Annotated in this window: 26 protein-coding genes, 2 tRNA genes and 1 pseudogene; 8 read left to right on the top strand and 21 right to left on the bottom strand. The window is 62.4% G+C overall.

Features of this window, described 5'->3' with window-relative positions; all coding sequences use genetic code 11:
• Positions 1 to 7 precede the first annotated feature (7 nt).
• From PCJ21_RS11955 to PCJ21_RS11940, 4 genes are all read right to left on the bottom strand, one after another.
• Positions 8 to 1,162 (bottom strand): amino acid ABC transporter permease, encoded by a 1,155-nt coding sequence (locus tag PCJ21_RS11955; RefSeq protein WP_269931630.1) that lies wholly within the window; start codon positions 1,160 to 1,162, stop codon positions 8 to 10.
• A 9-nt stretch (positions 1,163 to 1,171) separates the two neighbouring features.
• On the bottom strand, positions 1,172 to 2,362 hold the full coding sequence (locus PCJ21_RS11950) for an amino acid ABC transporter permease (protein ID WP_269931629.1): 1,191 nt from the start codon (positions 2,360 to 2,362) through the stop codon (positions 1,172 to 1,174).
• 63 nt (positions 2,363 to 2,425) lie between these two features.
• Complete coding sequence (locus PCJ21_RS11945; protein ID WP_269931628.1) at positions 2,426 to 3,454, bottom strand: amino acid ABC transporter substrate-binding protein; 1,029 nt, start codon at positions 3,452 to 3,454, stop codon at positions 2,426 to 2,428.
• Between the two features lie 262 nt (positions 3,455 to 3,716).
• The gene (locus tag PCJ21_RS11940; protein ID WP_269931627.1) at positions 3,717 to 4,418 is read right to left on the bottom strand and encodes a phosphatase PAP2 family protein; all 702 of its coding nucleotides are present in this window, start codon (positions 4,416 to 4,418) and stop codon (positions 3,717 to 3,719) included.
• A 163-nt stretch (positions 4,419 to 4,581) separates the two neighbouring features.
• Between PCJ21_RS11940 and PCJ21_RS11935 the strand changes: the two are divergent.
• Positions 4,582 to 4,976 (top strand): annotated as a pseudogene (locus tag PCJ21_RS11935) (PLP-dependent transferase); the annotation flags it as partial.
• Between the two features lie 19 nt (positions 4,977 to 4,995).
• Here PCJ21_RS11935 and PCJ21_RS11930 read toward each other — a convergent pair.
• From PCJ21_RS11930 to PCJ21_RS11915, 4 genes are all read right to left on the bottom strand, one after another.
• Positions 4,996 to 5,940, bottom strand: a complete 945-nt coding sequence (locus tag PCJ21_RS11930; protein WP_269931780.1) for a hypothetical protein — start codon at positions 5,938 to 5,940, stop codon at positions 4,996 to 4,998.
• A gap of 212 nt (positions 5,941 to 6,152) precedes the next feature.
• Entirely contained in the window at positions 6,153 to 6,809 is a 657-nt protein-coding gene (locus PCJ21_RS11925; protein WP_269931626.1) for an FkbM family methyltransferase, read from the bottom strand.
• Between the two features lie 144 nt (positions 6,810 to 6,953).
• A tRNA-Arg gene (locus PCJ21_RS11920) sits at positions 6,954 to 7,030 on the bottom strand.
• Positions 7,031 to 7,074: 44 nt separating this feature from the next.
• A complete protein-coding gene (locus PCJ21_RS11915) occupies positions 7,075 to 7,380 on the bottom strand; it encodes an ETC complex I subunit (protein WP_269931625.1) in 306 nt (101 codons plus the stop codon).
• Positions 7,381 to 7,569: 189 nt separating this feature from the next.
• Between PCJ21_RS11915 and PCJ21_RS11910 the strand changes: the two genes are divergently transcribed.
• The 3 genes from PCJ21_RS11910 to PCJ21_RS11900 all read left to right on the top strand — a co-directional run bounded on the left by PCJ21_RS11910 (position 7,570) and on the right by PCJ21_RS11900 (position 9,327).
• A tRNA-Pro gene (locus PCJ21_RS11910) sits at positions 7,570 to 7,646 on the top strand.
• 234 nt (positions 7,647 to 7,880) lie between these two features.
• Complete coding sequence (locus tag PCJ21_RS11905) at positions 7,881 to 8,981, top strand: helix-turn-helix transcriptional regulator (protein WP_269931624.1); 1,101 nt, start codon at positions 7,881 to 7,883, stop codon at positions 8,979 to 8,981.
• 67 nt (positions 8,982 to 9,048) lie between these two features.
• On the top strand, positions 9,049 to 9,327 hold the full coding sequence (locus tag PCJ21_RS11900) for a hypothetical protein (protein WP_269931623.1): 279 nt from the start codon (positions 9,049 to 9,051) through the stop codon (positions 9,325 to 9,327).
• A 9-nt stretch (positions 9,328 to 9,336) separates the two neighbouring features.
• Here the strand turns inward: PCJ21_RS11900 and hdaA are convergent, their stop codons facing one another.
• Genes hdaA through PCJ21_RS11885 form a run of 3 tightly spaced genes read right to left on the bottom strand, consistent with a single transcriptional unit; the run spans position 9,337 to position 11,730 of the window.
• The gene (hdaA, locus tag PCJ21_RS11895) at positions 9,337 to 10,035 is read right to left on the bottom strand and encodes a DnaA regulatory inactivator HdaA (protein ID WP_269931622.1); all 699 of its coding nucleotides are present in this window, start codon (positions 10,033 to 10,035) and stop codon (positions 9,337 to 9,339) included.
• A 5-nt stretch (positions 10,036 to 10,040) separates the two neighbouring features.
• On the bottom strand, positions 10,041 to 11,201 hold the full coding sequence (locus tag PCJ21_RS11890; RefSeq protein WP_269931621.1) for an AI-2E family transporter: 1,161 nt from the start codon (positions 11,199 to 11,201) through the stop codon (positions 10,041 to 10,043).
• Positions 11,170 to 11,730, bottom strand: a complete 561-nt coding sequence (locus PCJ21_RS11885; RefSeq protein ID WP_269931620.1) for a CDP-alcohol phosphatidyltransferase family protein — start codon at positions 11,728 to 11,730, stop codon at positions 11,170 to 11,172. The genes PCJ21_RS11890 and PCJ21_RS11885 overlap by 32 nt, the downstream gene beginning before the upstream one ends.
• A gap of 184 nt (positions 11,731 to 11,914) precedes the next feature.
• Between PCJ21_RS11885 and purM the strand changes: the two genes are divergently transcribed.
• Genes purM through PCJ21_RS11870 form a run of 3 tightly spaced genes read left to right on the top strand, consistent with a single transcriptional unit; the run spans position 11,915 to position 14,222 of the window.
• Positions 11,915 to 12,979 carry a phosphoribosylformylglycinamidine cyclo-ligase gene (purM, locus tag PCJ21_RS11880; protein WP_269931619.1) on the top strand — a complete coding sequence of 355 codons (1,065 nt, stop codon included), beginning with the start codon at positions 11,915 to 11,917 and terminating at the stop codon, positions 12,977 to 12,979.
• Positions 12,976 to 13,683: a phosphoribosylglycinamide formyltransferase gene (purN, locus tag PCJ21_RS11875; protein ID WP_269931618.1), complete on the top strand. Its 708-nt coding sequence runs from the start codon at positions 12,976 to 12,978 to the stop codon at positions 13,681 to 13,683. Before purM ends, purN begins: the two co-directional genes overlap by 4 nt.
• 11 nt (positions 13,684 to 13,694) lie before the next feature.
• The gene (locus tag PCJ21_RS11870) at positions 13,695 to 14,222 is read left to right on the top strand and encodes a SixA phosphatase family protein (RefSeq protein ID WP_269931617.1); all 528 of its coding nucleotides are present in this window, start codon (positions 13,695 to 13,697) and stop codon (positions 14,220 to 14,222) included.
• A gap of 8 nt (positions 14,223 to 14,230) precedes the next feature.
• On the opposite strand, the gene PCJ21_RS11865 is transcribed toward PCJ21_RS11870, so the two are convergent.
• The 6 genes from PCJ21_RS11865 to PCJ21_RS11840 form a co-directional block, all read right to left on the bottom strand.
• Positions 14,231 to 15,124 (bottom strand): cation diffusion facilitator family transporter, encoded by an 894-nt coding sequence (locus PCJ21_RS11865; RefSeq protein ID WP_269931616.1) that lies wholly within the window; start codon positions 15,122 to 15,124, stop codon positions 14,231 to 14,233.
• A 24-nt stretch (positions 15,125 to 15,148) separates the two neighbouring features.
• Positions 15,149 to 17,257: a molybdopterin-containing oxidoreductase family protein gene (locus PCJ21_RS11860; protein ID WP_269931615.1), complete on the bottom strand. Its 2,109-nt coding sequence runs from the start codon at positions 17,255 to 17,257 to the stop codon at positions 15,149 to 15,151.
• Positions 17,258 to 17,453: 196 nt separating this feature from the next.
• Entirely contained in the window at positions 17,454 to 19,331 is a 1,878-nt protein-coding gene (locus PCJ21_RS11855; protein WP_269931614.1) for an ABC-F family ATP-binding cassette domain-containing protein, read from the bottom strand.
• A gap of 111 nt (positions 19,332 to 19,442) precedes the next feature.
• Positions 19,443 to 20,708, bottom strand: a complete 1,266-nt coding sequence (locus tag PCJ21_RS11850; protein ID WP_269931613.1) for an MFS transporter — start codon at positions 20,706 to 20,708, stop codon at positions 19,443 to 19,445.
• 208 nt (positions 20,709 to 20,916) lie between these two features.
• Positions 20,917 to 21,588, bottom strand: coding sequence for a hypothetical protein (locus PCJ21_RS11845; RefSeq protein WP_269931612.1), 672 nt, complete (start codon positions 21,586 to 21,588; stop codon positions 20,917 to 20,919).
• A gap of 215 nt (positions 21,589 to 21,803) precedes the next feature.
• Complete coding sequence (locus PCJ21_RS11840; RefSeq protein ID WP_269931611.1) at positions 21,804 to 22,316, bottom strand: DinB family protein; 513 nt, start codon at positions 22,314 to 22,316, stop codon at positions 21,804 to 21,806.
• Between the two features lie 188 nt (positions 22,317 to 22,504).
• Between PCJ21_RS11840 and ndk the strand changes: the two genes are divergently transcribed.
• Complete coding sequence (gene ndk / locus PCJ21_RS11835; protein ID WP_269931610.1) at positions 22,505 to 22,927, top strand: nucleoside-diphosphate kinase; 423 nt, start codon at positions 22,505 to 22,507, stop codon at positions 22,925 to 22,927.
• Between the two features lie 145 nt (positions 22,928 to 23,072).
• Here ndk and PCJ21_RS11830 read toward each other — a convergent pair whose 3' ends face one another.
• The 4 genes from PCJ21_RS11830 to pgsA form a co-directional block, all read right to left on the bottom strand.
• On the bottom strand, positions 23,073 to 23,840 hold the full coding sequence (locus PCJ21_RS11830) for a YbaY family lipoprotein (protein WP_269931609.1): 768 nt from the start codon (positions 23,838 to 23,840) through the stop codon (positions 23,073 to 23,075).
• Positions 23,841 to 23,961: 121 nt separating this feature from the next.
• Positions 23,962 to 24,435, bottom strand: coding sequence for a molybdenum cofactor biosynthesis protein MoaE (locus PCJ21_RS11825; RefSeq protein WP_269931608.1), 474 nt, complete (start codon positions 24,433 to 24,435; stop codon positions 23,962 to 23,964).
• A 4-nt stretch (positions 24,436 to 24,439) separates the two neighbouring features.
• The gene (moaD, locus tag PCJ21_RS11820; protein ID WP_269931607.1) at positions 24,440 to 24,694 is read right to left on the bottom strand and encodes a molybdopterin converting factor subunit 1; all 255 of its coding nucleotides are present in this window, start codon (positions 24,692 to 24,694) and stop codon (positions 24,440 to 24,442) included.
• Between the two features lie 5 nt (positions 24,695 to 24,699).
• Complete coding sequence (gene pgsA, locus PCJ21_RS11815) at positions 24,700 to 25,296, bottom strand: CDP-diacylglycerol--glycerol-3-phosphate 3-phosphatidyltransferase (RefSeq protein WP_269931606.1); 597 nt, start codon at positions 25,294 to 25,296, stop codon at positions 24,700 to 24,702.
• Positions 25,297 to 25,311 lie beyond the last annotated feature (15 nt).

Here is a 25,311-nt window from a genome sequence, read left to right as displayed (position 1 = left end):
ATTTGCGTTAGCGCTTATGCCCTGTGTCGAGGCGTTGTTCCATATAAATAGAATAACGCGACATGCCGAAACAGAACATCCAGAATACCAGCGCCGCGAAGACGAGGCCCGAGGCCGGCGTCTGCGGCGAGGCCCAGGCCGGATCCGAGAAGTTCTGCCTCACGACGCCGAGCAGGTCGAACATCGAGATGATGTAGACAAGACTGGTGTCCTTGAACATGCCGATGAAGGTGTTGACGATTCCGGGAATGACCAGCTTCAGCGCCTGCGGCAACACGATCAGGCCCATCTTCTGCCAGTAGCTGAGCCCCAGAGAATCAGCGCCTTCGTATTGTCCTTTCGGGATCGCCTGCAGACCACCGCGCACCACCTCCGCCATGTAGGCCGAAGCAAACAGCGACACACCGATCAAGGCACGCAGGAACTTGTCGAAGCTCATGCCGGCCGGCAGGAACAACGGCAGCATGACGCTGGCCATGAACAGCACGGTGATCAGCGGCACGCCGCGAACCGTCTCGATGAAGATGACCGAGACCATCTTGACCACCGGCATCTTGGAGCGTCGTCCCAACGCCAGCAATATGCCGAGCGGCAGCGACACCACGATGCCGACGAACGACAAGGCGAGCGTGACCAGCAGGCCACCCCAGAGCGGGGTTTCGACATGCGTCAAGCCGAACATATCGCCGACCAGCAGGACGTAGGCGACGACCGGAAACACAAGGAACAGCAGGAAGGCGTTCAGCCCCTTGCGAGGAACGCGCGGCACCATCAGCGGCACAAGCAGCACCACGAACATGATCGCCACCAGGATCACCCGCCAGCGCTCCTCGATCGGGTAGCGGCCGAACATGAACTGGCCGAACTTCGCCTTGACGAAAGCCCAGCACGCGCCGGACCAGCCGTCGGGCTGGATGCCACCTTGCGCCACCGTCGAGCAGTAGGTGCGGTCGGTGCCGGTCCACTGCGCGTTGACCAGCGCCCATTGGAAAAGTGGCACGACAATCGTCGCCGCGATCGCCAGGCCGATGAAGGTCAGGATCGAATCGACCGGGGTCGCAAACAGGTTCTTGCGGGCCCAGGCCACCGGCCCGCGCTCGCGGGGCGGCGCCGGTTCGGGCAGAGCCATTTCCGTGCGGACATAACCGATATTCTCAGACATATCCGCCTCCTACCTTTCCACCAGCGCCATCTTGGCGTTGAACCAGTTCATGAAGGCCGAGGTGATCAGGCTGAGCCCGAGATAAACGACCATCCAGATGGTCACGATCTCGATGGCCTGTCCGGTCTGGTTGAGCACGGTACCGCCAACCGCGACCAGATCGGGGTAACCGATGGCGATCGCCAGCGACGAATTCTTGGTCAGATTGAGATACTGGCTGGTCAGCGGCGGAATGACGATGCGCAGCGCCTGCGGCACGACGACGAGCCGAAGCGTCTGCCCCGACCGCAGACCAAGTGCGGCGGCGGCTTCGCTTTGCCCGCGGCTGACGCCCTTGATGCCGGCGCGCACGATCTCGGCGATGAACGACGCGGTGTAGAACGACAGGGCAAGGTAGAGCGCCAGAAACTCCGGCTTGATCTGGAAACCGCCGGTCAGGTTGAAGGTCGATTTCTTGGGCAAGTCGAAGGTCAGCGGAAAGCCGGTCGCGGCGAGGGCCAAAAGCGGCAAGCCCACGATCAGCGCGATCGACACCCACAGAACCGGAAACGGCTGGCCGGTGGCCATCTGGCGCTGCTTTGCGCGCCGCGCCACAAACACCGACATGGCAATGCCGATGGCCAGCGCCACCAGGATCAGCGATGCGCCCTCGTCCCAGACAGGCCGGGGCAGATAGATGCCGCGGCTGTTGAGGAACGAGCCGAACGGCAGCTCGATGCTCTCCTTTGGCAAAGGCAGCACCGACAGCACGCCAAAATACCAGAAGAAGATGACCAGCAGCGGCGGGATGTTGCGGAACACCTCGACATAGACCGTGCAGATCTTGCGGATCAGCCAGTTGTTGGCAAGCCGCCCGACGCCGAGAAGAAAGCCGATGATCGTCGCGGTGACGATGCCGGCCAGCGCCACGATGACGGTGTTGAGAAAGCCGGCCAGCAGCGCGCGGCGGTAGGTCGAATCGGAATCGAACTGGATAGGCGTATCGCTGAGGTCGAAACCGGCGCGGCCATTGAGAAAGCCGAAACCGGAGGCCACGTTGGCTCGCTTCAGATTCTCGGCGGTGTTGCCGACGATCCAGTAGACGAGCACGCCGAGCGCGACGACGACGAGTGCCTGGACGAAGATGCCGCGCACCTTCGGATCGTAGAGCAGCGACGCGCGGCCGCCCCCTACGTCACGGGGTATGTCCTGCGTAGCCATCTGAAGTCCCTCTTGAAGAGTTACCGGGAGACGGTGGATCCGTCTCCCGGTTCAGACTTCTGATCAGCGGATCGGCGGTGCGTACTGCAGGCCGCCCTTGGTCCACTGCCCGTTGAGACCGCGTGCGATCTTCAGCGGGCTGCCCTGACCGACATTGCGTTCGAACAATTCGCCATAGTTGCCGACAGCCTTGACGATGCTGACGACCCAGTCGTTGTTCAGGCCGAGATCGGTGCCGATCTTGGTGTCGGCCTCGGTGCCGAGCACGCGCTTGATCTCAGGATTGCCGGAAGCCTTGAGCTCGTCGACATTCGCCTGGGTGATGCCGAGTTCCTCGGCGGTGAGCAGCGCGTAGTAGGTCCAGCGGACGATGTCGTTCCACTTGTCGTCGCCCTGGCGGACGGCCGGCCCAAGCGGCTCCTTGGAGATGATCTCGGGCAGAACGACGTGGTCGTCCGGCGAGCTCAGCGTCAGGCGGATGCCATAGAGGCCGGACTGGTCGGTGGTGTAGACGTCGCAACGACCGGCGTCGTAGGCGGCGTTGACCTCTTCGAGCTTTTCAAAGACGACCGGATTGTACTCCATCTTGTTGGCCTTGAAGTAGTCGGCCAGATTGAGCTCGGTCGTGGTGCCGGTCTGCACGCACACTGCGGCGCCCGACAGCTGCAGCGCCGAATTGACGCCCGGCAGCTTCTTGGCGTTGATCATGAAACCCTGGCCGTCATAGTAGGTGATGCCAGCGAAGTTCAGGCCAAGCGCCGTGTCGCGGTTGATCGTGTAAGTCGTGTTGCGCGACAGCAGATCGATTTCGCCCGACTGAAGCGCGGTGAAACGCTCCTTGGCCGAAAGCGGCGTGAACTTGACCTTGGTGCCATCGCCGAACACCGCGGCCGCAACAGCGCGGCAGAAGTCGGCGTCGAGGCCCGTCCAGTCACCCTTGTCGTTTGGCGCCGAGAAACCGGCCAGGCCGGTACTGACGCCGCATTGCAGAAACCCCTTCGCCTTGACGTCCTCAAGCGTGCCTGCCGAAGCGGCCGATGCCATGAGGCTTAGTGCGGCAGCCCCGAGAATGCCCGAAACAATGTATTTCATGACCCACGAACCCTTTTCTGTTTTTCCAGGCTGGCGCCTGTTTTTTTAAAGTGTGAACTCAGCATCCCCTATCCGGCCCATTTCCGGATTACGCATCCTGCCGGCGCGCTTTGCTGCAGTCCGGTCCACAAATGCCATCGAAGGCGATAATTCTTATCAGGTCAAGCAATAAAGCCGGGCATGCGACCAACATCCAAGGCATGCCAAAGATCGCGGCCAGGGCCGGCCGCCCAGCGACAGAAACTGTCGAAATATGAATTGGCTACCTGCGCCGCAGACCAATGGCTGCGGGGAGCATCCGTCCGGCGCGCGGCCTGAAGCCGACGCGCCTTGCGGCCAGGAAACGGGCCATCACGACGGTGACGATGACGCCGAAGAAGAAGCCGGCGACCACATCGGACGGATAGTGGGCGGCGGCTGCGACCCGCATCATCGACAGGACGATGCCAACACCGCAGAACAACGGCCACTGGCGCGGAAACCAGATGCACAGCACGGCCGCCACGGCGCCCAGCGTCGTCGAGTGGCCGGAGGGAAAGCTCGACAGGTACTTGCTCACCACGAACGGGTCGAAATGATAGGCGCCGACTTCGCCGAACATCCACGGACGCGCCCGCCCGACGACGATCTTGACCAGATTGACCGCGATGCCGCTGATCGCCACCGCACCGAACAGGAACGCCGACTGGCCGAACACCGTCACCAATCTGGATTTCACCCGGTGGCCATTGCCGCGCCAGTCGGCCGTGGCGGCGAGCAGGTAGAACACCAGCGCCGGAACCAGGAACCATTCGGATTTTCCGCTCTGGCTCAGCGCCGCCATCCAGCCGGTGAGCCTGCCGCGATGGCTCAGGACAAAGTCCATGACGCGCGCATCGAACGGAAACAGAATCGCCACTGCGACCGCTCCGACAAGCGCCACGATCGACAGCTGGCGCGGCCAGAGCCGATAGCGCTCGCCCACGGGGCTGCGCCACATGCGCCGCCACGAAAACGCAATCGTGCCGCCGAGCCGCCTGACATGCCCGGCCGGCCAGATCTGGCCCAGCCGACGCCCTTGCCCTTGCGGTTGCGCGGGCCTGGCCGTCCCATCATGGCTGGCGTCTTGACTGAAGGGGTGCGGATTCATGACTCGAGACAACAGCAGGATCAAAGGCATCAACACGCGGCTCGCGCATTCGGGCCACGATCCACACGGCTTTCATGGCTTTGTCAATCCGCCGCTCGCGCATGCCTCGACGGTTCTGAACCCCAACGCAGCAACGATGGCGTCGCGTGGCCAGAAATACACATATGGCACGCGCGGAACGCCGACGAGCGAAGCCCTGTGCGAGGCCATCGATGAACTGGGGGGCTCGGCGGCACTGCTGCGGCCCCTTCCGGCCTTGCTGCCGTCACCCTTGCGCTGCTCGGCTTCCTTTGGTCCGGCGACCATGTGCAGATCACCGATTCCGTCCACCACCCGACGCGTCAGTTCACCGACGCGATGCTGACGCGCCTCGGCGTCGATGTCTCGATCCACGCAGCCACCAAATACTCGGCTAATTCATTGGCTTTGAGGGGAGCCCAGCGATCCTTAGAAGAGATATTGCGGCATGTCTGTCTGTACAGTTCGCCAACACCCAGTCTCTAGGACTGTATTGCTCAGGCGAAACCTGCAGCAATTGCAGGAGTTCCTCCTCCCCTGACCAAAACGCTCCAGTCGCATACGACAGATACGGTGCTGCACTGCAAGCCGACTCAACCTCTTCGTTGTAATCAACTCGACGCACTAAGGTGGGAACATTCATCGCCCATGCCTCAGCTAGGGCAATCCCCTGACTCTCGCTTCCACCAACAACAATACACACCTTGGCTCGGTCTAGCGCAGACCTATACTGCTCCGCACTATACGCACCATAGCGAATTATTTCATAATCATTGCCAGAAGCCAGAATAACTTCTGCGATCCGAGCAGACAATTCTGGTTCACGCTTATCGTATATAAGAACTTTGCTCCGCAAGCTGCCGGACGGCGACCACTGCGATACGTCGACGCCAGCGGGCCAGACTTCGATTTTCCCGCGCAGTCGAGGCTCATCAGCCTCATACATACATTTGACCCACTCGCTAGGAACTAGGACAACATCGATTTCCGGGGAGGCAAGCAGGCTATCTTGCTCGAAAGCGCGCACCACTATGTTTGGTCCAACAATGAGCCTCTGACAGAGCCCTTGGCGCTTCGCTTGAATGCCAACGCGAACCGATACATGCCCGCTTACGGCATGGAAAATTTTGGCAGTCTGATTTCCGTAGTTCCGCGGATAAAGCCATTTGACCGAAGGCAGGCTGTTAAGACCATCCACCAAACTGCGAGTAACAGCGCTGTGCCCTCCATATTTTGGATGCTCAACACCCCTCAGCCACTCCTTAAGCAACAAAACCCAATGGTTTAGCGAAGGACGCTGCTTTTCGGCCGTAAATATAATAACGTCGTAATTTGCCATCGCGCCTGCTTTTCGGGACGTTATTTCAATAGAACCAATGGGGCGAAGGAGCAGCAAACCCTCTCATTTCCCAGCTTTCGAACTCGGCCCTTTTCCGCCTCTTTTCTCTAAATTTCCGAAGCACAGACAGCCCCCAAATTTTCAATGCGCGCAGTCATATCGACGTGTTCACCAGCTGTCAGCAAACGAACGAACAATAGCCGAAATGCAGACTATTTACGCCGCCATTCTTCCCAAACGAACTTGTAACACCACTGACACTCGTGAGTGGTCGAAAGCGCGCGGCGTATGGCATCACGTGCAACTTCATCTTTTCTACTATACCGATGGAACTGAACCTGAATAATATCGATTCCTGAAATAATTCCGGTCGAAATTAGATGAGGCAGTATTTCATACTCTCCGCCCTCGATATTAATCTTGAGAAGCGCAATATGCCTGACACCTATCTGATTCAGATATGCCACAGCCTCCACGCTTCGGCAGGTTACAATTGGGCCTGCTGTCGTGGTTGAACTGGATGCATCACCATCATCTGAAAGAGTAAAGCTTCCCTGATTGGACGCGAGAGCAACGGGATGAATGAACACATTGTCCCATCCTGCAAACCTGTCTTGTACAGCACGGGCAAACTTTGGGTGGGCCTCGAAAATGTGCATCTGCACATTATATTTTTCCAGGATGCCGGCAGCCCATTTCCCTTCGTAGCCCCCTAAATCGACTACGACATCACTTGCCGTAAACTCCGGGAAAAAATAGCGGCGTTCTTCGCCTCTGTCGTCAAGCCAACGCTGGTGTTCCGAGCTGTGAAGCTTCTGGTAGCTGTGGGCTCCAGAAAGACGCTTCGTTATTGACTTCCACAGTCCCATTTTGAACTTTCCGAATGAATCTGCACGCCTCTACATCAGTGTCGTATCACTTGATAAGATCAGCAGGGACAGGCTTCCGGGACCTGTCTGTCGCGATAACAACACCGCACAGCGTTGCCAGTTTTGACAAGGTTTTGAGTTCTTTGGCGATCCCGACAGGATTCGAACCTGTGACCATCGGCTTAGAAGGCCGGTGCTCTATCCAGCTGAGCTACGGGACCGCTGGCCAGCCCTTGTCGAGCCGGCATGATGTTGGTTCTGGACGTCAGTGAGTCCAAGGCGTCCGGCGGTCATACCGGAAATTGTCCGAGTAGGAAATCTGCCGGCGCTTGGCTTCCTTGGGCTCCTGCACGCGGAAGGCGATGCCTTCCTTTTCGGCATAGGCGACGGCTTCTTCGCGGGTCTCGAAGGTCAGCCTGATCTGGGTCTTCATGTCGCCGGAGCTGGTGTAGCCCATCAGCGGGTCGATCTTCTTCGGCTTCTCGGCGTCGAATTCGAGCACCCAGTGCCCCGTCTTGGCTTTGCCCGACTGCATTGCGGTCTTGGCAGGGCTGAAAATTCGCGCGGACATAACTACCTCACTCGTGAGTCCGCCGCTCGGGCAGACATCCAGATGGGCCGTCAATACTGCGCAATGCCCCCCTCTGCAAGGCTCGTGGCCACAAGCAAGCCGAGATAGGACAGGATGGATGTCAGATTCAGCTTTTTTGCCCTTGCCTTGTCGAACGGAAGCCACTAGGCACAGCCACACAAGGCGGTCCGGAGTGTAGCGCAGCCTGGTAGCGCACCTGATTTGGGATCAGGGGGTCGCAGGTTCGAATCCTGCCACTCCGACCAGCCTCGTCAAGATGACGACAGCGTCTCTTACCCCCCCACCGCGTCCGGTCGCTTCGCCCGCCTGGCAGCGGCGCCTTTCTCCCAAAGATATCCGGCAACGCCCAGCGTCGCAGCTGCGCGCGTCAAGATTACGCTTTTGCGCCGCGTGTCATGCTGCCTTATATGTCCTGCATGAGCTGGCGAAGCACTGCTTCGACTTTGCCAGTTCAAGTCCGGGATGGGAGGGACGAAGCATTGTCGGAGCTTTCTGAACAATTCATCGATCAACTCTATGAAGCCTCGTTCATACCGGAAAAGTGGCCGGCGTTGCTTGCCGACTTGTCCGAAGCCGTCGAAGCAATGGGCGGATGCCTTTTCACGCTGGCGCGCAGCAACAGTGCTTATCTCGGCTCAAAGTCGATCTCCGCCTATCTCGACGAGTTCATGCAGGATGGCTGGCTGGCCATCAACACGCGCACCACCCGCGCAGCCGCCCTGGCGCATCCGGGATTCCTGACGGATCACGACCTGTACAGTGACGAGGAACTCGAAAAAGAGCAGATCTATCGCGAGTTCCTCAGGCCGCGCGGCATGGGCTGGGTGGCGGGTACGCTTGTGCCGCTGCCGTCGGGCGACGTCCTGGCTTTCAGCCTGGAACGACAGACCTGGCGCGGACCGTTCGAACGGCACTATGTCGAGGCGCTCGACAGGCTGCGGCCGCACATCGCGCGCGCCGCCATGGTCAGCGCCCGCCTCGGACTGGAGAGGGCGCGCGCCGGCGCGGCGGCACTCGAGGCCTTGGGGCTTCCGGCGGCGGTGCTGAGCGGGCGTGGCCAATTGCTGGCCTGCAACGACCTGATGCACGGGCTGATCCCGACTGTCGTCCTCGACGGGGCGACACGCGTCCAGCTTGTCGAGCGGCGGGCCGACTGCATGCTGGAAAACGCCCTGGACGGCATGGCGGGCGGCGTAAGGCGCGGCATCGTGCAGTCGTTTCCGATCGCCGGCGCCGACGAAAAGACGCAAAGCGTCGCCCATCTCCTGCCGGTGCGCGGTTCGGTCAACGACCTGTTCAGCCGGATGCACAGCATCCTCGTCATCATGCCGATGCCCGGCGCCAGCGCACCGCCGACAAGCGTGCTGCAGTCGCTGTTCGACCTCACGCCGAGCGAAGCGCGCATCGCCGCCGCCCTGGTCGCGGGCCGTTCGATCGACGCCATAGGCAAGGATTTCGGCATCTCGCGCGAGACCGTGCGGACGCATCTGCGCGCGATCTTCGCCAAGTCGGGCGTGTCCAAGCAGTCGTCGCTGGTGCGTCTGCTGCTGGGGGTGACACTGCCGCGTGCGGCGCTGTGATGCTAGACCATCGGCCTACTCGACAGGCTGCCGCCGGGATGCGCATCTAGCGCCGGGAGGACGACACTTGCCATATCTCGACATCTATCTCGCGCAGCTCATCGACCCGTTCCGCATCGGCTTGCTGGTTGCGCTGGTGCTCACCGCCGCCAGTACGGCGCAGACGCTCAACCGCTGGATCCCGATCGCGCTCGGCGTCGTCTTCGTTGCAGTGCTGATACCGTTCAGCATCGGCGCAAGCTCGACCGTCGACACCACGACAGCCGTGCTTGTCGGCCTGGTTTCCAACGTGACGATTGCCGCCGTGCTCGTCGGTGCGAAAGCGGCCTATTCGCGGCTCACCTGAGACGCGCCATCAAAGGTCCAGTTCGCTCTGGCCCGCATCCAGCGCGTTGACCGTTTCGGCGGCCAGCGAGCGGGTGATGCGCACCTGCTGCTCAAGCGCCGCCCTGTCGAGACGCTCGACAACACGGATCGCAGTCGACAGCGAACGCTCGATGCGGCGCACCAGGAACTGCACGACATGCGGCTCGACCTCGACCTGGCGGTCGGCGAACAGCTTGGTGATGACGCCGGCCAGAAGCAGGTCGTCCGGCTCCTCGATCTCGACGGTCGCCGCGGCCTTGAGGCGTGAAGCGAGGTCGGCAAGCGTCACGCCCCAGGCGCTGGGAAAGCTTCGGGCGGTCAGCAACAGGGTGGATCCGGCCCCGCGAACCGTGTTGATCAGGTGAAACAGACCGTCCTGGTCGAGCCTGCCCTGATCGGCGTCGTCGATCAGCACGGGCGCGGCTCCGATCTCGCCCAGATGCGCGGAGATGTCGTTGGCGCGCAGTTGCAAGGCGCCCGAATGCTCACGCCAGATCGCGGCGAGATGCGACTTGCCCGAACCGGAAGGGCCGGCCAGCAACACCACCGGCGCCGGCCATTCCGGCCAGCGGTCGATCAGTGCGGCGGCTTGCGCGTTGGCCTCTGAGACCACGAGATGGTCACGCGAAAACCCTGGCGAGTGGCCAAGATCGAGCGGCAACTGGCGCGGGGTCTCAGGCTCGCGCATCGCTGTCACTTTTTTGGGCCGGCGTCGCCGGACGTCTCGGCCGGGGCATGCTTCGAGTGGCCGTTGTAGAGCGGCGACTCGAGATAACGCGAAATGGCGAAGCGCACGAGCACGGCCACCGCCGCCGCCGAGGGAACCGCGACCAGCAAGCCGACGAAGCCGAACATGGCGCCGAAGGCAACCAGCGCAAACATCAGCCAGACCGGGTGGAGACCGACGCTCTTGCCGACCAGACGCGGCTGCAGGATGTTGCCCTCGATGAACTGGCCGACGAAGAACACGCACGCGACTGCCACGACCATGGTCCAATCGGGCCAGAACTGCACGATGGCGACGCCGACCGAAAGCACCAGCCCGAGCAGCGAGCCGACATAGGGTATGAAGCTGACGAGCCCAGCAAAAAGCCCGATCAGCACGCCGAAATTCAGGCCGGTCAAGGTCAGGCCGGCGGCGTACATGATGCCGAGCACGATGCACAGCGTGCCCTGCCCGCGAACAAAACCGGCGACGGCCACGTTGATGTCGCGAGCGATCTGCCTGACCGTCTGGACGTGATCGCGCGGGACCCAGCTGTCCACCACCGACACCATGCGGTCCCAGTCGAGCAGCATGTAGAAAGCGACAACCGGCGTCACGATGAACAAGCTGGCCACGGAAAACAGTGCCACGCCCGAGCTCCAGATCGACTGGAAGATGGTCGAGAGAAAGCCGAAGCCCGCCGTTACGACCGAGTTGAGCGCCTGGCGCAGGCCACTTGCATCGACGCCGAAGCGCTGCTCGAGCCATTGCGGATTGAAGTCGGTGACCAGTTGCTGGAGCTTTTCGAGATAACCCGGAACCTTGGCTGCGAAATCGGCCATCTGCGAGGCGAGCACCGGAACGATGATGACCAGCGCGAGGACCAGGAAGATCAGGAAGCAGACAAGGATGACGACAGTGGCCATCAGGCGCGACAGCCCGAACCGCTGCAGGCGGTCAGCGACGGGATCAAGGAAATAGGCGAGCGTCATGCCCGCCACGAAAGGCAGCAGGATGTTGCTGAACAGGTAGAGAAAGCCGACGAACAAGACAGCCGAAATCAGCCAGAATCGGATCTGCTTGCGGAATGCCGCTGCCGCTGCAGCGTCAGCCGCTTCATCGTCCATGGGAGGGGTCGCTTTCGCCATAACCGTTCATATGCCTAAGCCAAGCCACGAGATAGGCCGCCGCCGAAGCGACGGTCAAGAGCCCGGAGACTGTTATCAACGCCGGACGAACAGGACCCATCTCGAAGCCAAAGGCAAGTTCGGCAAGCACAATTGCCGCCAGAACGATCTGCGCGGCCGTGTTGGCCTTCGAAACCAGAAGCGGTTTCACGGCCACCGGATTGCCCATCACCGACGACAGCAGAACGGCGCAGACAATCAACGCGTCGCGCGAAACGGCGAGCACCACAAGCCACAACGGCAAGTGACCGACCATGCCGAGCACCACAAACACGCTGACCAGCAGCAGCTTGTCGGCCATCGGGTCGAGATAGGCGCCGAGCTTGGTCTGCTGGTTGAAATGACGAGCGATGAAACCGTCGACGCCATCCGAAACGCCGGCAATGACAAAACCGGCGAAGGCCCAATCCCATTGGGCCGAAAGCATGGCGTAGATCACGCATGGCACGAGGACCAGCCTCATGACCGTGATCATGTTCGCAACAGTCACAACCACATCCCGTCTTGGTGTTTTCCGATACATGGGCGAGACTGACGGCAGCCGCAAGGGACAGCCTCGGCGGCCTGTCCACTGCTTTGGCTGCCCATCGGGTCGCAGGCGGCCTCATTCGCTTGCGGGAACCGGCTGTTCATGCGAATAGCGCGCAAAAGGCGCACGACATCAGGATGTGACGATGAGCGAAGGCAGCAAGGGTCTCACCTACGCGCAGGCGGGCGTCGATATCGACGCTGGAAACCTGATGGTTGAAAAGATCAAGCCGCTGGTGCGTTCGACGCGCCGGCCCGGCGCCGATGGCGAAATCGGTGGCTTCGGCGGCCTGTTCGACCTCAAGGCGGCCGGTTTCAGCGACCCGATCCTGGTCGCGGCGAATGACGGCGTCGGCACCAAGCTGAAGATCGCCATCGACGCAGGAAAGCATGACACGATCGGCATCGACCTCGTCGCCATGTGCGTCAACGACATCGTCGTCCAGGGCGCCGAGCCACTCCTGTTCCTCGACTATTTCGCCACCGGCAAGCTCGACCCCAACCAGGGCGCCGACATCGTCTCGGGCATCGCCGAAGGCTGCCGCCAGGCCGGCTGCGCGCTGATCGGCGGTGAAACAGCCGAGATGCCCGGCATGTATCACGGTAACGACTACGATCTCGCCGGCTTTGCGGTCGGAGCTGCCGAGCGCGGCCAGTTGCTGCCGACCGACGACGTGGTCGAAGGCGACGTGCTGCTCGCGCTTGCCTCGTCGGGCGTTCACTCCAACGGCTATTCGCTGGTTCGCCGCATCGTCGAGAAGTCCGGACTGAAATGGAGCGACCGCGCCCCGTTCGCCGATGGCCCGACCCTTGCCGAAGCGCTGCTCGAGCCAACCCGTATCTATGTGAAGTCCCTGCTCAAGGCGATCCGCGAGACGCACGGCATCAAGGCGCTGGCACACATCACCGGCGGCGGTTTCCCCGAAAACATCCCAAGGGTCCTGCCGAAGGAGTTTTCGGCCGAGCTCGACCTGTCGGCAATCGAAGCGCCTGCGGTATTCTCGTGGCTTTCGCGCACCGGCGGGGTCGCGCCCGAGGAAATGATGCGCACCTTCAACTGCGGCGTCGGCATGATCGCCGTCGTCGCGGCCGGCCAGGCAGCCCAGGTAGCGGCCGTGCTGCAGGAAGCAGGCGAAACCGTCACGCCGATCGGCCGCATCGTGCCGCGCCGCGACACCGGTGTCATCTACCGCGGGTCGCTCGCCCTATGAGCATTCAGCGCAAACGCACCGTCATCTTGATTTCGGGGCGCGGCTCCAACATGGCCGCGCTGATCGACGCCGCTGCCGTCCCGGACTTTCCGGCCGAAATCGTCGGCGTTATCGCCGACAAGGCCAACGCTCAGGGCCTTGGCATCGCCGCCAGCCGCGGCATTGCCACCAAGGTGGTGACGCGCGGCGAGCACCCGAGCAAGGACGCCCATGACGCGGCAATCGACGAGGCGCTGGCAACCTTCGGCGCCGAGATCGTGGCGCTTGCCGGCTACATGCGGCTTTTGACCGCCGGTTTCGTCGAAAAGTGGCAGGGGCGGATGATCAACATCCATCCGGCGCTGCTGCCCTCCTTCAAGGGCCTCGACACTCACCAGCGTGCGCTCGACGCCGGGATTCGCGTCCATGGCTGCACGGTGCATTTCGTGACGCCCGCGATGGACGATGGCCCGATCATCGCCCAGGCGGCGGTGCCGGTGCTGATCGACGACGACGAGCCAACGCTGTCGGCGCGCGTGCTCAAGGCCGAGCATCGCCTCTATCCGCTCGCCCTCAAGCTTTTCGCCGAGGGCAAGGTGCGCATGGACGGCAACCGCACGACCTTCTCCGGCTTCGCCGATACGGCCAGCCGTGACGCAATCGCGGCCCCCAATCCGGCCCGCGAAGAGATCGACCTCGAACAGCTGGCGCGCATCACGCCCTGACGGAGGCGGCCATGGCAAGGGCAAGGCATCTGCTGCTCCTGCGCCACGCCAAGTCGAGCTGGGCCGATCCGGCGCTCGCCGATTTCGACCGGCTGCTTGCCCCACGGGGCGAGAGGGGCGCATCGCGAATGGGCGCGGAAATCGCCCGCCGCGGCTGGCTGCCGGATCTGGTCCTGGTTTCGCCCGCTACCCGCACGCTCCAGACCTGGCGGCTTGCCTCTGCTGGCTGGCCGCAGCCCCTGCCCCCACTAGATTGCCCGCATGCCCTCTACGCGGCCGCAGCGCGCGCCATTCTGGCGGAAGCGCGGGCTGTGGAGGCAGGCGTGCGGTGCCTGCTGATCGTCGGCCACAATCCCGGCCTTGAAGACCTTTCCGCAGGACTTGCCGGTCCCGGTTCGGACGGCAGGGCCTTGCTGTCAATTGCGGAGAAGTTTCCGACGGCGGCGCTCGCCCGCTTCGAAATCGAATCCCCCTGGGACGCGCTGCAGTTCGGAACGGCGCGGCTGACCCATTTCATCCGTCCCAGGGACCTCGCCTGACGGCAGGCTCAGTGGATCGTTTCCACCGGCGCGCAGTTCTCGCGTTCCATCTGCAGCGTGGTGTGATGCAGGTCGAACTTCTGCTGCAGCTGCGCCTCGATGGCGCGACGCACCGCCTCCGCGTCGCCACCGGGCGCGAGCACGACATGGGCGCTCAGCGACGCCTTGCTCTGGGTGATCGCCCACAGATGCAGGTCATGCACGGACTCCACGCCAGGAACGGCCGTGAATGCGGCCTCGACGTCTGGCAGATGAATGCCGGGCGGTACGCCTTCGAGCAGAATGTTGATGCACTCCTTGAGCAGCGTCCAGGTGCGTGGAAAGACCATGAAGCCGATGCCGACGGCGACCAGGGAATCGATCCACTGCCAGCCGGTCAGCCAGATCAGGCCAGCGCCGACGATAACACCGATGGAGCCGAGCATGTCGGCCCAGACCTCGAGGTAGGCGCCCTTGACGTTGAGGCTCTTGTCCTTGTGCCCGGCAAGTACCCGCATCGACACGACATTGACCACAAGTCCCAGCGCCGCAACGGTCATCATGCCGAGCGAGGCGATCTGCTCGGGTTCGTAGAGGCGAACATAGGCCTCGTAGAGGATGTACAAGGCAACCGCGAGCAGCAGCAATGCATTGAAGGCCGCCGCCAATATCTCGAAGCGGGCATAGCCGTAGGTGCGCAACAGATCGGCCGGTCTGCGCCCGATATTGATCGCCAGCAGAGCGAGCGCCAGCGCCATCGTGTCGGTCAGCATGTGGGCGGCGTCGGAAATCAGCGCCAGGCTTCCGGTGAAGATGCCGCCAGCCACCTCGATCAGCATGTAGGCGGCGCTCAGGCCGAGCGCGATCCACAGCCGCGGCACGGGCGTATCACTGACGTCGGCGTGCTGGTGATCCCCGCTCATCGCATGCTCCCGGATCGCTCTGGATTATCGCGCGGCGCGCACCCACACCTTGTTGTCGTGGACGGCAGCGCCGCCATAGGGCGCCGGTGCATCGGCCCCGGTCAGCACATTGATGCCTTCGCCGCGCTCGTGGTCGGAATTTGGCCAGATGCCCTCGGCAATGACCACACCACGCTTGATCTTGTCGAACAGCCTGGCATGCAGCACGACTTCGCCGCGGGTGTTGCCGATCTCGACGCGATCGCCCGTGGCGATGCCAAGCGCGGTTGCATCTTCGGAATGGATCAGCAGTTCGGGCCGCCCTTCCTTCTCGCGCGACACCGGCGTTTCGGCGAAGGTGGAGTTGAGGAAGTTGCGCGCCGGCGAAGTCGCCAGGCGGAACGGATGCTCGGCGTCCGCCACCTCGATCAGATCGACATGGTCGGGAAAAACAGGCAGTTCGGCGACGGGGCCGAAAATGCCCATGCTCTTCGGCGGCTTGTTGGGGGCGATGCCGCCGTTCCACTGCGGCTTGAAGCGGAACTTGCCGTCGGGGTGGCCGAAACCGTTGAGGAAATGGGCATCCTCGAATTCCGGCTGCATGTCGGCCCAGCGCTGCTCCTTGAAGGAATCGAAATTGCCGAGCCCCTTCTTCTCGAGGATGACGTCGATATGCTGGCGTTCGGTCAGGCCGAAGCCCGGCATACCAGAGACTCCCAGCCGCTTGGCCAATTCCTCGATGACATAGTGGTTGGTGCGCGGCCCCTCCGGTGGGTCGATCAGCTTCGGCCCCAGCGTGATGTGCTGGTTGCCGCCACCCTTGTAGATATCGTCATGCTCGAGGAACATGGTCGCCGGCAGCACGACGTCGGCGAGCTTGGCGGTGTCGGTCATGAACTGCTCGTGCACGCAGCTAAACAGATCATCGCGCAGGAAGCCCTTGACCACCAGCCGCTGCTCGGGCGCGACATTTGCCGGGTTGGTGTTCTGGATCAGCATCGCGGTGACGGGCGGGCCGCCATAAAGCGCGTCCTGCGCATTGGTCAGCACAGGCCCGATGCGCGAATGGTCGAGATAGCGGATGCTGGGATCACGAAACTTCGTTCCCTCGAGCAACTCGCCGTTGAGCTTGAAGATGCCTGAATTGGAGTGGAAGGCGCCGCCGCCCTCATACTGCCACGCCCCCGTCACCGCCGGGATCGACAGCGCCGCATGCATGTTGACCGAGCCGTTGCGCTGGCGCGAGAAGCCGTAGCCGAGGCGGAAGAAGGATTTCTTGGTGGTGCCGACCAGCCGGGCAAAGGCCTCGATCTCCGCGACCGACAGTCCCGTGATGGCAGCCGCCCATTCAGGCGTCTTGTCGCCCAAATGTGCTTCGAGGCCTTTCGGATCGTCGGTGAATCGTTCGAGATAGGCGCGGTCGGCGAAACCTCGCTTGAACAGCACGTGCATGACAGCGCAAGCCAGCGCGCCGTCGGTGCCGGGCTTCAGCACCAGCGCCATGTCGGCCTGCTTCATGGTCGCCGTCTCGTAGATGTCGACGACGACGATCTTGGCACCGCGCTCCTTGCGCGCCTTGATGGCATGGGTCATCACGTTGACCTGGGTGACCACCGCATTGGTGCCCCATATGACGACACAGTCGGACTTGGCCATCTCGCGCGGGTCGGAACCGCGCAGCACGCCGGTGCCCATGACATAGCCGGTCCAGGCCAGATTGGTGCAGATCGAGCCGAAGAAGCCGGAATACTTCTTGGCGTGACGCAGCCGCTCGATGCCGTCGCGCTGCACCAGCCCCATCGTGCCGGCGTAGAAATAGGGCCAGACGGTCTCCGAGCCGTATTTTTCCTCCGCCGCGATGAATTTCTCCGCGACGAGGTCGAGGGCCGCTTCCCAGCTCGCCTCTTTCCAGACGCCTTCGCCTTTCGCGCCGGCGCGGACCAGCGGCTTCAGCAAGCGGTCGGGATGGTGAACGCGGTCGGCGTAGCGGGCGACCTTGGCGCAGATGACACCGGCCGTGTAGCTGTTGGTCTTGGCGCCATGGACGCGGCCGATGCGCTTGTCGTCGAGCAGCTCGACGTCGAGTGCGCATGTCGACGGGCAATCGTGCGGGCAGGCCGAGTGGCCGATCCTGATCTTGGCATGCTGGTTCATGGCGCCAAACTACAAGCTTTCGGTTGCAAGGTGTAGGGCCAGCGCGGACCGTTGACTTACCCTCCCCCTTGTGGGGAGGGTCGGCGAGCGAGCCTTGTGAAGCAAGGCGAGGTGGGGATGATCTCAATCACCGGTCGAATACCCCTACCCCGGACCTTTGGTCCGACCCTCCCCACAAGGGGGAGGGTGAAATACCCTACTCGGCGATGCCTTCTTCGTATTCGGCCGACATGGTCAGCCACTTTTCCTCATGGCCGCTGAGCTGAGCGGCGAGTTGCGAGCGTTCCTTGGCTAGCTGCGTCGCCGTGGTCGGGTCCTTCTCGTACAGCCGGGGATCGGCCAGCTGGTCCTCGATGCCGTCGATACGCTTGCGGATGCGGTCCATCAGCGCTTCGGTGGCTCGGATCTCCTTGGCCAGCGGCTCCATCGCCGCGCGCCGCGCCGCGGCCTCGCGGCGCTTGTCGGCCTTCGACGCCTTGTCGGCCTCGCGCTCCTTGCGCCGGTCGCCCGACACGCCCGTCACCAGCGTCTTGTAGTCCTCAAGGTCGCCGTCATACGGGTTGACCGAGCCGTCCTTGACCAGCCACAGCCGGTCCGCCGTCGCCTCGAGCAGATGGCGGTCGTGGGAGATCAGGATCACCGCGCCCGGGAAGTCGTTGAGCGCCATGATCAGCGCCTCGCGGCTGTCGATGTCGAGGTGGTTGGTCGGTTCGTCGAGGATGAACAGGTTCGGCCCGTCAAAGGCCGACAGGCCCATCAAAAGCCGCGCCTTCTCGCCACCGGAAAGATCCTTGGCGGCGGTGTTCATCTTCTCGGTTGGCAGGCCGAACTGGGCGACGCGGGCACGCACCTTCGATTCCGGCGCCTCCGGCATCAGCCGGCGCACATGCTCGTAAGCGTTTTCCTCGGGCCTGAGATCGTCAAGCTGATGCTGGGCGAAGATCGCCACCTTGAGCCCCGGCGCAATCGTCACCGAGCCGGTCTCGGCCTTCAGCCGGCCGGCAAGCAGCTTGGCGAAGGTCGACTTGCCGTTGCCATTGGCGCCGAGCAGCGCGATGCGGTCGTCGGCATCGATGCGCAGCGTCATCTTCTTGAGGATCGGCTTGTCGGCCTGATAGCCGACATTGACGCGATCGAGCGCGACGATCGGCGAGGCAACGGTCTTCACCGGCTCGGGGAAACTGAACGGGCGCACGTTGTCCTCGATCAGTGCCGCGATCGGCTTCATCTTTTCGAGCGCCTTGATGCGCGACTGGGCCTGGCGCGCCTTGGAGGCCTTGGCGCGGAAGCGGTCGACGAAGGACTGCAGGTGCTTGCGCGCCGCCTCCTGCTTGACGCGGCCCTTTTCCTGCAACTCGCGCTGCTCGGCGATCTGGCGCTCGAACTGGTCATAGCCGCCGCGCCAGAAGGTCATCTTCTTCTGGTCGAGATGGACGATCGAGTTGACCGCGCGGTTGAGCAGGTCGCGGTCGTGGCTGATCAGGAGAACCGTGTGCGGGTATTTCGACACGTAGTTCTCGAGCCACAATGTGCCTTCGAGATCGAGATAGTTGGTCGGCTCGTCGAGCAGCAGAAGATCGGGTTCCGAAAACAGCACAGCCGCAAGCGCCACGCGCATGCGCCAGCCGCCCGAGAAGGACGAAGCCGGACGCCGCTGCGCCTCGTCGTCGAAGCCGAGGCCGGCAAGGATCGTCGCTGCGCGCGACTCGGCCGAATGGGCGTCGATGTCGGCAAGGCGGATGTGGATCTCGGCGATGCGGTGCGGGTCGGTGGCCGTCTGCTCCTCGGCGAGAAGTGCGGTGCGCTCGACATCGGCCTTGAGCACGATGTCGATCAGCGGCTCCTCGGTGCCGGGCGCTTCCTGCGCGACCTGGCCGATGCGCGTGTTCCTGGGCAGGCTGATGCTGCCGGTTTCCGAACTGAAATCGCCGGTGATCGCCTTGAACAGCGTGGTCTTGCCCGTGCCGTTGCGGCCGACGAGGCCAGCCTTGGTGCCGGCAGGCAGGGTCAACGACGCGTGGTCGAGCAAAAGGCGGCCGGCAATGCGGAGGGAGAGGTCATTGATGATAAGCATGGCGTGGCGGTTTTGGAGGAGAGTTGCGGCATTGGCAAGGGCGCGCAGCCCCAATCAGCCACAACGCGTGATCGAAAGGCAAATGCCCCACCTCTTTCAGGCGAAAACCTTTCAGGCGAAAACCGGCCTGTGGCTACGGTGCAGGGCTTCCCCGGCAATCTCGCCGCCGACGCCCACCGCTTCACCGTCAACCGAAGCCGGCGGCGGCGACGCGTGACCGATGGCAAACAGGACAGCGCTGCCGGCGGCCAGTATTGCAAAGAGCATGAACATACCCTGCCCGCCAAACGCCCCGAGCGCCAATCCGCCGAGCAGAGGCCCAAAGAAATTGCCGACGGCACTCAGTGAATGGGCGCCGAAATAGGCGCCGCGGTTGCCGTCGTTGGAAATCCGGTCGACCAGAACATATTCTGCCGGCACGACCAGCACCTCGCCGATGGTGAACACCACCATGAAGCCGATCAGCATGGTCGCATCCATCGAGATGGCAAAGCCGAGTTCACCGGCGAGGAACAGCACGCACCCCAGGACCATCGCCTTCAGCGGCCCGACCCGTTCGATCAGCATGCGGGCGGGCGCAGTGGCAAGCACGACAACTGTCGCGTTGGTTGTCACCAGCAGGGCAAATACCTTCATGCCGTCGGCGAGATTTGTGGTCAGGTACTGCGACAATGTCACAGACCACTGGCCATAGACTGCCAGCAGCAGTATTCCGCCACCGACATAAAAGAGCAGCCGGCGATCGCGCAGCGCTGCACTCAGCCGGCGAAGGCCCGGCGAGGACGCGGCCTTCGCCTGCGAACTGCTGGCCAGAACGGCGGGCACGACGATGAAAATCGATGCGGCGAAGACGAAGTGGACCGCGCCCGCAATGACAAACGGAAGTGGCGAATTGGCGCCGATGGCCAGCCCGATCATCGGGCCGACGGCCCAACCGGCGTTGATGACCAGATAGCGCCAGGAAAACATCTTCAGCCTGAGGTTTTCGGGCGCGGCGTCGCTCATCAGCGCGCGCGACACCGGCTCATAGACCGCTGCTGCGACAGACGACACGACATGAGCAAGTGCAAAAGCCATCACCGACTGAGCCAGGCCGAGCCCGACCAGCCCCAGACCGGCAAACAGCAATGCAGCAGTCAATACAACCCTGCGGCCGATGCGGTCGGAGATGGTTCCGGCAAACGGGCTGACAGCCGCGCCAAGCAACGGCCCGATGCCGATCAGCACGCCGATCAGCGCAGGGCTCAGGCCGAAATCACCCTGCAGGCGGATCGCCAGAAAGGTCAGGCTCATGCCGCGGGCGATCGCCACCATGCCCGAACCGGCAATGAGCAGCAGCACGATGGCCTGCCCGGTCTTCGCACCCAATGCGCGCACTGAACGTTCTCCTGCGTAGCCACCGCCGGCGGCAGCCGAAGCGCCAGCATGTGTCGCAAGCGCTCACCAAAGACAAGCGGCCGCGGCGGTGAGTTCCAATGATCCAGACACACTCATGACATCTGGCCCGTGGACTGGAGACGCGAGCCAGAAACGCAAAACGGCCCGCCGAAGCGGGCCGTCCAACAATCTCATGTCACTGCGGAGCTCAGCGGCTGGCCATGCGCAGCAGCTTGCACAGTTCGCGGAGATCGCTCTCGAAGGCCATCGGGTTCGAAAGAACCATCTTGCAGCGCTTCACATAGGCAGCCACCTGAGCGGACGACATGCCGCCGATGACGCCTGGATTGATGCCAGGTCCGCCGGGGCCACCAGGACCGCCAGGCCCGCCAGGGCCTCCAGGTCCGCCGGGTCCACCAGTGCCAGGCCCACCAATATTGATGCCGATATCGGCGAGCGTGTTGCCACCAAGACCGACATTGGCCTTGACGTCAGCCAGCCCCTTGCTGCCGCCAACGTTGGCGCTGACATTGGTGGTGAGCCCTTTGTTGCCGCCGACTGAAGCCTTGGCGTTGGCGTCCACGAGGCCTTTGCTGCCTGCGACGCCGGCATCGACATTGGCGTTTATCCCCTTCGAACCGCCGACGCTGGCACTGACATTGGCACTCGCGAGACCTTTGCTGCCACCGGAGCCAAGCCCAACATCAGCATTGACGCCGCCCGAACCGCCCACTGTCGCGCCGATGCCTTTGGAATCGATCGAAACACCGAGACCTTTGCTGCGGTCACCGATCTCCAAGGCGCTGGCCGGTGCCATAAGTGCCCCAAATACGATTCCACCGGCCAGCGTCGCTGCTAATGACTTCGAAAAACCAGTCATGGATGTCTCCCTGTGGTTGCCAAACTCAACAACCAGTTACCTGAAACCGGCTGCGCACCTAGTAACGTATTCCATGCGAAATAAGTTTCAGCTCATATTCTATGATCAGAGCTCTTTTTACACATGGTCACTTTACGCTACTTGAACCAGCAAACACACGAATCCTTTCAATCATATTTTTCTAAAATATATCATTTTAATCGAATTCGACTTTATCAGGCGAATGCCCTGCCATCCTCGGTTCTTTGAAAATAAATCAGATCGAGCCCTACGGACGGGCGCCCGAGAACTGTCAGGATCATATGGGCCTGCCCTCGATGATGCGTCTGGTGGTTGAAGAAATGAACCAGCGCCGGCGCCAGCCGTTGCGAAATGGTACGCATGTCGGTGACGGTCATGTAGGTGAAGCGGCCGGCGAATGCCTTGTCGCTCAGTCCGTCGATCCATTCGACGATGCGGCGGTCTTCAGCTTGCCGCGTCGCCTTCAGCCTGGCGAGGTCAGCATGTATGACGGCGTCGAGGTTCGCCGGTGCTTCCCCCTGCCCGGTGAAGCGCTTGAGCCAGATGCGGTCGGCAGCCAGCAAATGGTTGAGCGTTCCGCGCATCGATTTGAAGAACGCCCCGGTGTCCCGACCGAATTCTTCCTCGCTCAGGTCTCCGGCGGCGGCGTATATCCTGTCGTTGGCCCATTGATTATAGGCCGCCATCATCATGAAATGCTGTTTCATCTGTTACCCTTGTGCTTCGAAGCTTTCCGCCATTCCTACGTGCAGCGGAAACCATCGCCAATGACCAATCTGCCCTTCCGGCAGCATTGCGCGGACGCCGAGCGCCGCAGTCAGCCCCTTGGCAATGCTGCGGGCGGCCTGTATAGAGCCCGCCACACCGCATTTCCCCTATCTCACAAGGAATTATCATGGCGATCGAACGCACATTCTCGATGATCAAGCCGGACGCAACCAAGCGCAACCTGACCGGCGCCATCACCAAGATGCTCGAGGATGCCGGCCTGCGCGTCGTGGCCTCCCGCCGCGTGTGGATGAGCCGCCGCGAAGCAGAAGGTTTCTACGCTGTCCACAAGGAACGCCCCTTCTTCGGCGAACTGGTTGACTCCATGTCGTCGGGCCCGACGGTCGTCCAGGTCCTCGAAGGCGAAGGCGCTATCGCCAAGAACCGCGAAGTGATGGGCGCCACCAACCCGGCAAACGCCGCCGAAGGCACCATCCGCAAGGTTCACGCCCTGTCGATCGGCGAAAACTCGGTTCACGGCTCGGACGCTCCGGAGACCGCCGCAGAAGAGATCGCCTACTGGTTCTCGGGCACCGAAGTCGTCGGCTGATCTAGCCGCGGCTCTCAAGCCACCGATCAAGAATCGAAAAGCCGGGGCTCAAACCCCGGCTTTTTGTTTGGCTATCGCGCTGCAGTCAGGTCGGCGAATCAAGCTTTCCAAGGACTTGATCCAATTTCCGGCAAAACTGATTCAATCAGCCGGCGGCTGCGAAGCGGAGGATGTCCTTGCCATCCTTGTCGGTCAGCACCAACTTGCCCTGCTCGATGCGGAAGCTTGCGGCGCCGTCCAGCGCCTGATGGAACTTGTGTTCCTGGTCCATGACTTGCTGCTCGCAAGCCATCTGTGTCGAGCCCATCTGGCCGAACTCGACCTTGCTGCCATCGACCTTGGCGCTGCCGAAGAAACCGTTGCAGCCGCCACGGCCCGAGACCTTGCCATCTACCGCAACGCGCAGGGTCGGCTTGGCCTTTTCGTTTACAGCCGCCCCATTGATGTCTTCGGCAACCCAGTCGCGGTCAAACAGCGAAACCTCTTCGGCGCCGCCCTGCTGGCGCACCATCTTGACCAGGATGGTCTGCGGCCCGGCAGTCAGCGGATCGAGCGCATGGCGCGTGTCATTGATGAACCAGAGCTTGTCGTCGACGCTGATGCGTGCCTGCAGGGCATAGCTCATGTTCGGCTTGACCGCCGCGGGATCGAACGGAATCGAGAATTTGATCGGCACCTGGCCGGCGGGGTCGATGGTCTGCTCGCCAAGCACCTTGGCGGGCGCATCGGCCAGCGAAACGTCGGCAAGCTGCACCGAAAGCACCGCGTTTGGCGGCAAGGCAATGCGCTCGCGGTAAAACACCTCGCCCGTCACCGCCGTCTCGTCCGCCGTCGCAATCGCAGGAATGGCGAGCATTCCGACCACCAGCGGCGCCAAGCCGAACACCAGAAATTCCGCAAGCTTGCCGATCAAAGCAGCCTCCCCATTTGTCGTTGCCAAAACCACATACGGCACCGCGCCGCGCATCGGACACCGAAGGTACAAACGAATAAGGTGGTTCCGTGGCCGCCTGAGCAGATCGCGACCGCCATGGTCAGGACTTCGCCCAGCGGGCAGCGGCGGCGTCGTCACTTTCCTTGGCGTCGACCCAGCTGCCTTCGCTGCCGTCGACAAGGTGCTCCTTCTTCCAGAAGGGTGCGCGCGACTTGAGATAGTCCATCAGGAAATTTGCGGCTTCGAAGGCAGCTTGCCTGTGCTTCGAGGCTGCGACCACCAAAACGATGTTTTCACCTGGCCTGATCTTACCGAAGCGATGGATAGCGGTGATGCCAGAGAGCGGCCAGCGCTCGCTGGCCTCTTGCGCGATGCGGGCAATCTCCGCCTCGGCCATGCCGGGATAGTGCTCGAGCTCGAGCGCCGACAGGCTGCCATTCTCGTCGCGGCACAGGCCGGTAAAGGTGACGACCGCCCCGACATCCGTCCTGCCTTGCGTCATCAGGGCAATTTCAGCGGCGACGTCGAAATCCGCCGCCTGGATGCGTACCATGGGTGCCGCCGCGGCGATCATGGCATCAACCGCCCGTCATCGGCGGGAACAGGGCAATCTCGCGGGCGCCAGCCACTGTCTCGCGATGCTCGACATGTTCCTGGTTGATGGCGACGCGGATCACTTCGGGATGTTGCAGGGCGCTTTCGAATTCCTCGCCGCGCGACTTGAGCCAAAGCAGGAGATCGGACACCGTCTTCACCTCGGCAGGCAGGTCGACGTCTTCTTCCGCCTTGCCGATGCGCTCGCGAACCCAGGCGAAGTAGATGAGCTTGGTCATGCCGCTCACTCGTCCATGATGTGCTTGAGGCCGGCGCGGAAATAATCATAGCCGGTGTAGAGCGTCACAATCGCTGCGATCCACAGCAGCACGAGGCCGATCTGGGTCGTCAGCGGGAAGATCTTGTCGCCTGCCGGGCCTGCCAGCAGGAAGGCGATCGCGACCATCTGGATCGCGGTCTTCCACTTGGCGAGCTGCGTCACCGGAACGCTTACCTTCAGCGCAGCGAGATATTCGCGCAGGCCCGAAACCAGGATTTCGCGGCAGAGAATGATGATCGCCGCCCACAGCGACCAGCCTGCGATGCCGCCGCGGTGATCGGTATCTGCGGCCAGCAGCAACAGGCAGGTGGCTACCAGAAGCTTGTCGGCGATCGGGTCGAGCATCTTGCCGATGTTCGAGGTCTGCTTCCAGGCGCGCGCCAGATAGCCGTCGAGATAGTCGGTGACGCTCGCGGCAATGAAGATTGCCAGAGCGCTCCAGCGGGCGAAATCGCTCGACTTCAGGCTGCCTTCGAGAAAGAAGCAGATGACCACCAGCGGCACGGCCACGATACGCGCGTAGGTCAGCATGTTGGGCAGGTTGAATGCGCGCTTGGCCATGGTCTCTAATGCTCT

Source organism: Aminobacter sp. HY435 (genome assembly GCF_027568395.1).
Classification (GTDB): Bacteria; Pseudomonadota; Alphaproteobacteria; order Rhizobiales; family Rhizobiaceae; genus Aminobacter.
The sequence above is the reverse complement of the archived record's forward strand: the minus strand, read 5'-3'. Positions and strand labels throughout refer to the sequence as shown.

What these genes read in the sequence shown, in the direction of transcription:
- hdaA (WP_269931622.1), bottom strand. Translation starts at nt 10,035, where the DNA reads ATGCGCGAGCCTGAGACCCCGCGCCAGTTGCCGCTCGATCTTGGCCAC.
- PCJ21_RS11870 (WP_269931617.1), top strand. Translation starts at nt 13,695, where the DNA reads ATGGCAAGGGCAAGGCATCTGCTGCTCCTGCGCCACGCCAAGTCGAGC.
- PCJ21_RS11865 (WP_269931616.1), bottom strand. Translation starts at nt 15,124, where the DNA reads ATGAGCGGGGATCACCAGCACGCCGACGTCAGTGATACGCCCGTGCCG.
- purN (WP_269931618.1), top strand. Translation starts at nt 12,976, where the DNA reads ATGAGCATTCAGCGCAAACGCACCGTCATCTTGATTTCGGGGCGCGGC.
- PCJ21_RS11945 (WP_269931628.1), bottom strand. Translation starts at nt 3,454, where the DNA reads ATGAAATACATTGTTTCGGGCATTCTCGGGGCTGCCGCACTAAGCCTC.
- PCJ21_RS11915 (WP_269931625.1), bottom strand. Translation starts at nt 7,380, where the DNA reads ATGTCCGCGCGAATTTTCAGCCCTGCCAAGACCGCAATGCAGTCGGGC.
- PCJ21_RS11855 (WP_269931614.1), bottom strand. Translation starts at nt 19,331, where the DNA reads ATGCTTATCATCAATGACCTCTCCCTCCGCATTGCCGGCCGCCTTTTG.
- PCJ21_RS11925 (WP_269931626.1), bottom strand. Translation starts at nt 6,809, where the DNA reads ATGGGACTGTGGAAGTCAATAACGAAGCGTCTTTCTGGAGCCCACAGC.
- PCJ21_RS11845 (WP_269931612.1), bottom strand. Translation starts at nt 21,588, where the DNA reads ATGACTGGTTTTTCGAAGTCATTAGCAGCGACGCTGGCCGGTGGAATC.
- pgsA (WP_269931606.1), bottom strand. Translation starts at nt 25,296, where the DNA reads ATGGCCAAGCGCGCATTCAACCTGCCCAACATGCTGACCTACGCGCGT.
- PCJ21_RS11890 (WP_269931621.1), bottom strand. Translation starts at nt 11,201, where the DNA reads ATGGCGAAAGCGACCCCTCCCATGGACGATGAAGCGGCTGACGCTGCA.
- PCJ21_RS11930 (WP_269931780.1), bottom strand. Translation starts at nt 5,940, where the DNA reads ATGGCAAATTACGACGTTATTATATTTACGGCCGAAAAGCAGCGTCCT.
- PCJ21_RS11950 (WP_269931629.1), bottom strand. Translation starts at nt 2,362, where the DNA reads ATGGCTACGCAGGACATACCCCGTGACGTAGGGGGCGGCCGCGCGTCG.
- purM (WP_269931619.1), top strand. Translation starts at nt 11,915, where the DNA reads ATGAGCGAAGGCAGCAAGGGTCTCACCTACGCGCAGGCGGGCGTCGAT.
- PCJ21_RS11860 (WP_269931615.1), bottom strand. Translation starts at nt 17,257, where the DNA reads ATGAACCAGCATGCCAAGATCAGGATCGGCCACTCGGCCTGCCCGCAC.
- PCJ21_RS11955 (WP_269931630.1), bottom strand. Translation starts at nt 1,162, where the DNA reads ATGTCTGAGAATATCGGTTATGTCCGCACGGAAATGGCTCTGCCCGAA.
- PCJ21_RS11840 (WP_269931611.1), bottom strand. Translation starts at nt 22,316, where the DNA reads ATGAAACAGCATTTCATGATGATGGCGGCCTATAATCAATGGGCCAAC.
- PCJ21_RS11825 (WP_269931608.1), bottom strand. Translation starts at nt 24,435, where the DNA reads ATGATCGCCGCGGCGGCACCCATGGTACGCATCCAGGCGGCGGATTTC.
- moaD (WP_269931607.1), bottom strand. Translation starts at nt 24,694, where the DNA reads ATGACCAAGCTCATCTACTTCGCCTGGGTTCGCGAGCGCATCGGCAAG.
- ndk (WP_269931610.1), top strand. Translation starts at nt 22,505, where the DNA reads ATGGCGATCGAACGCACATTCTCGATGATCAAGCCGGACGCAACCAAG.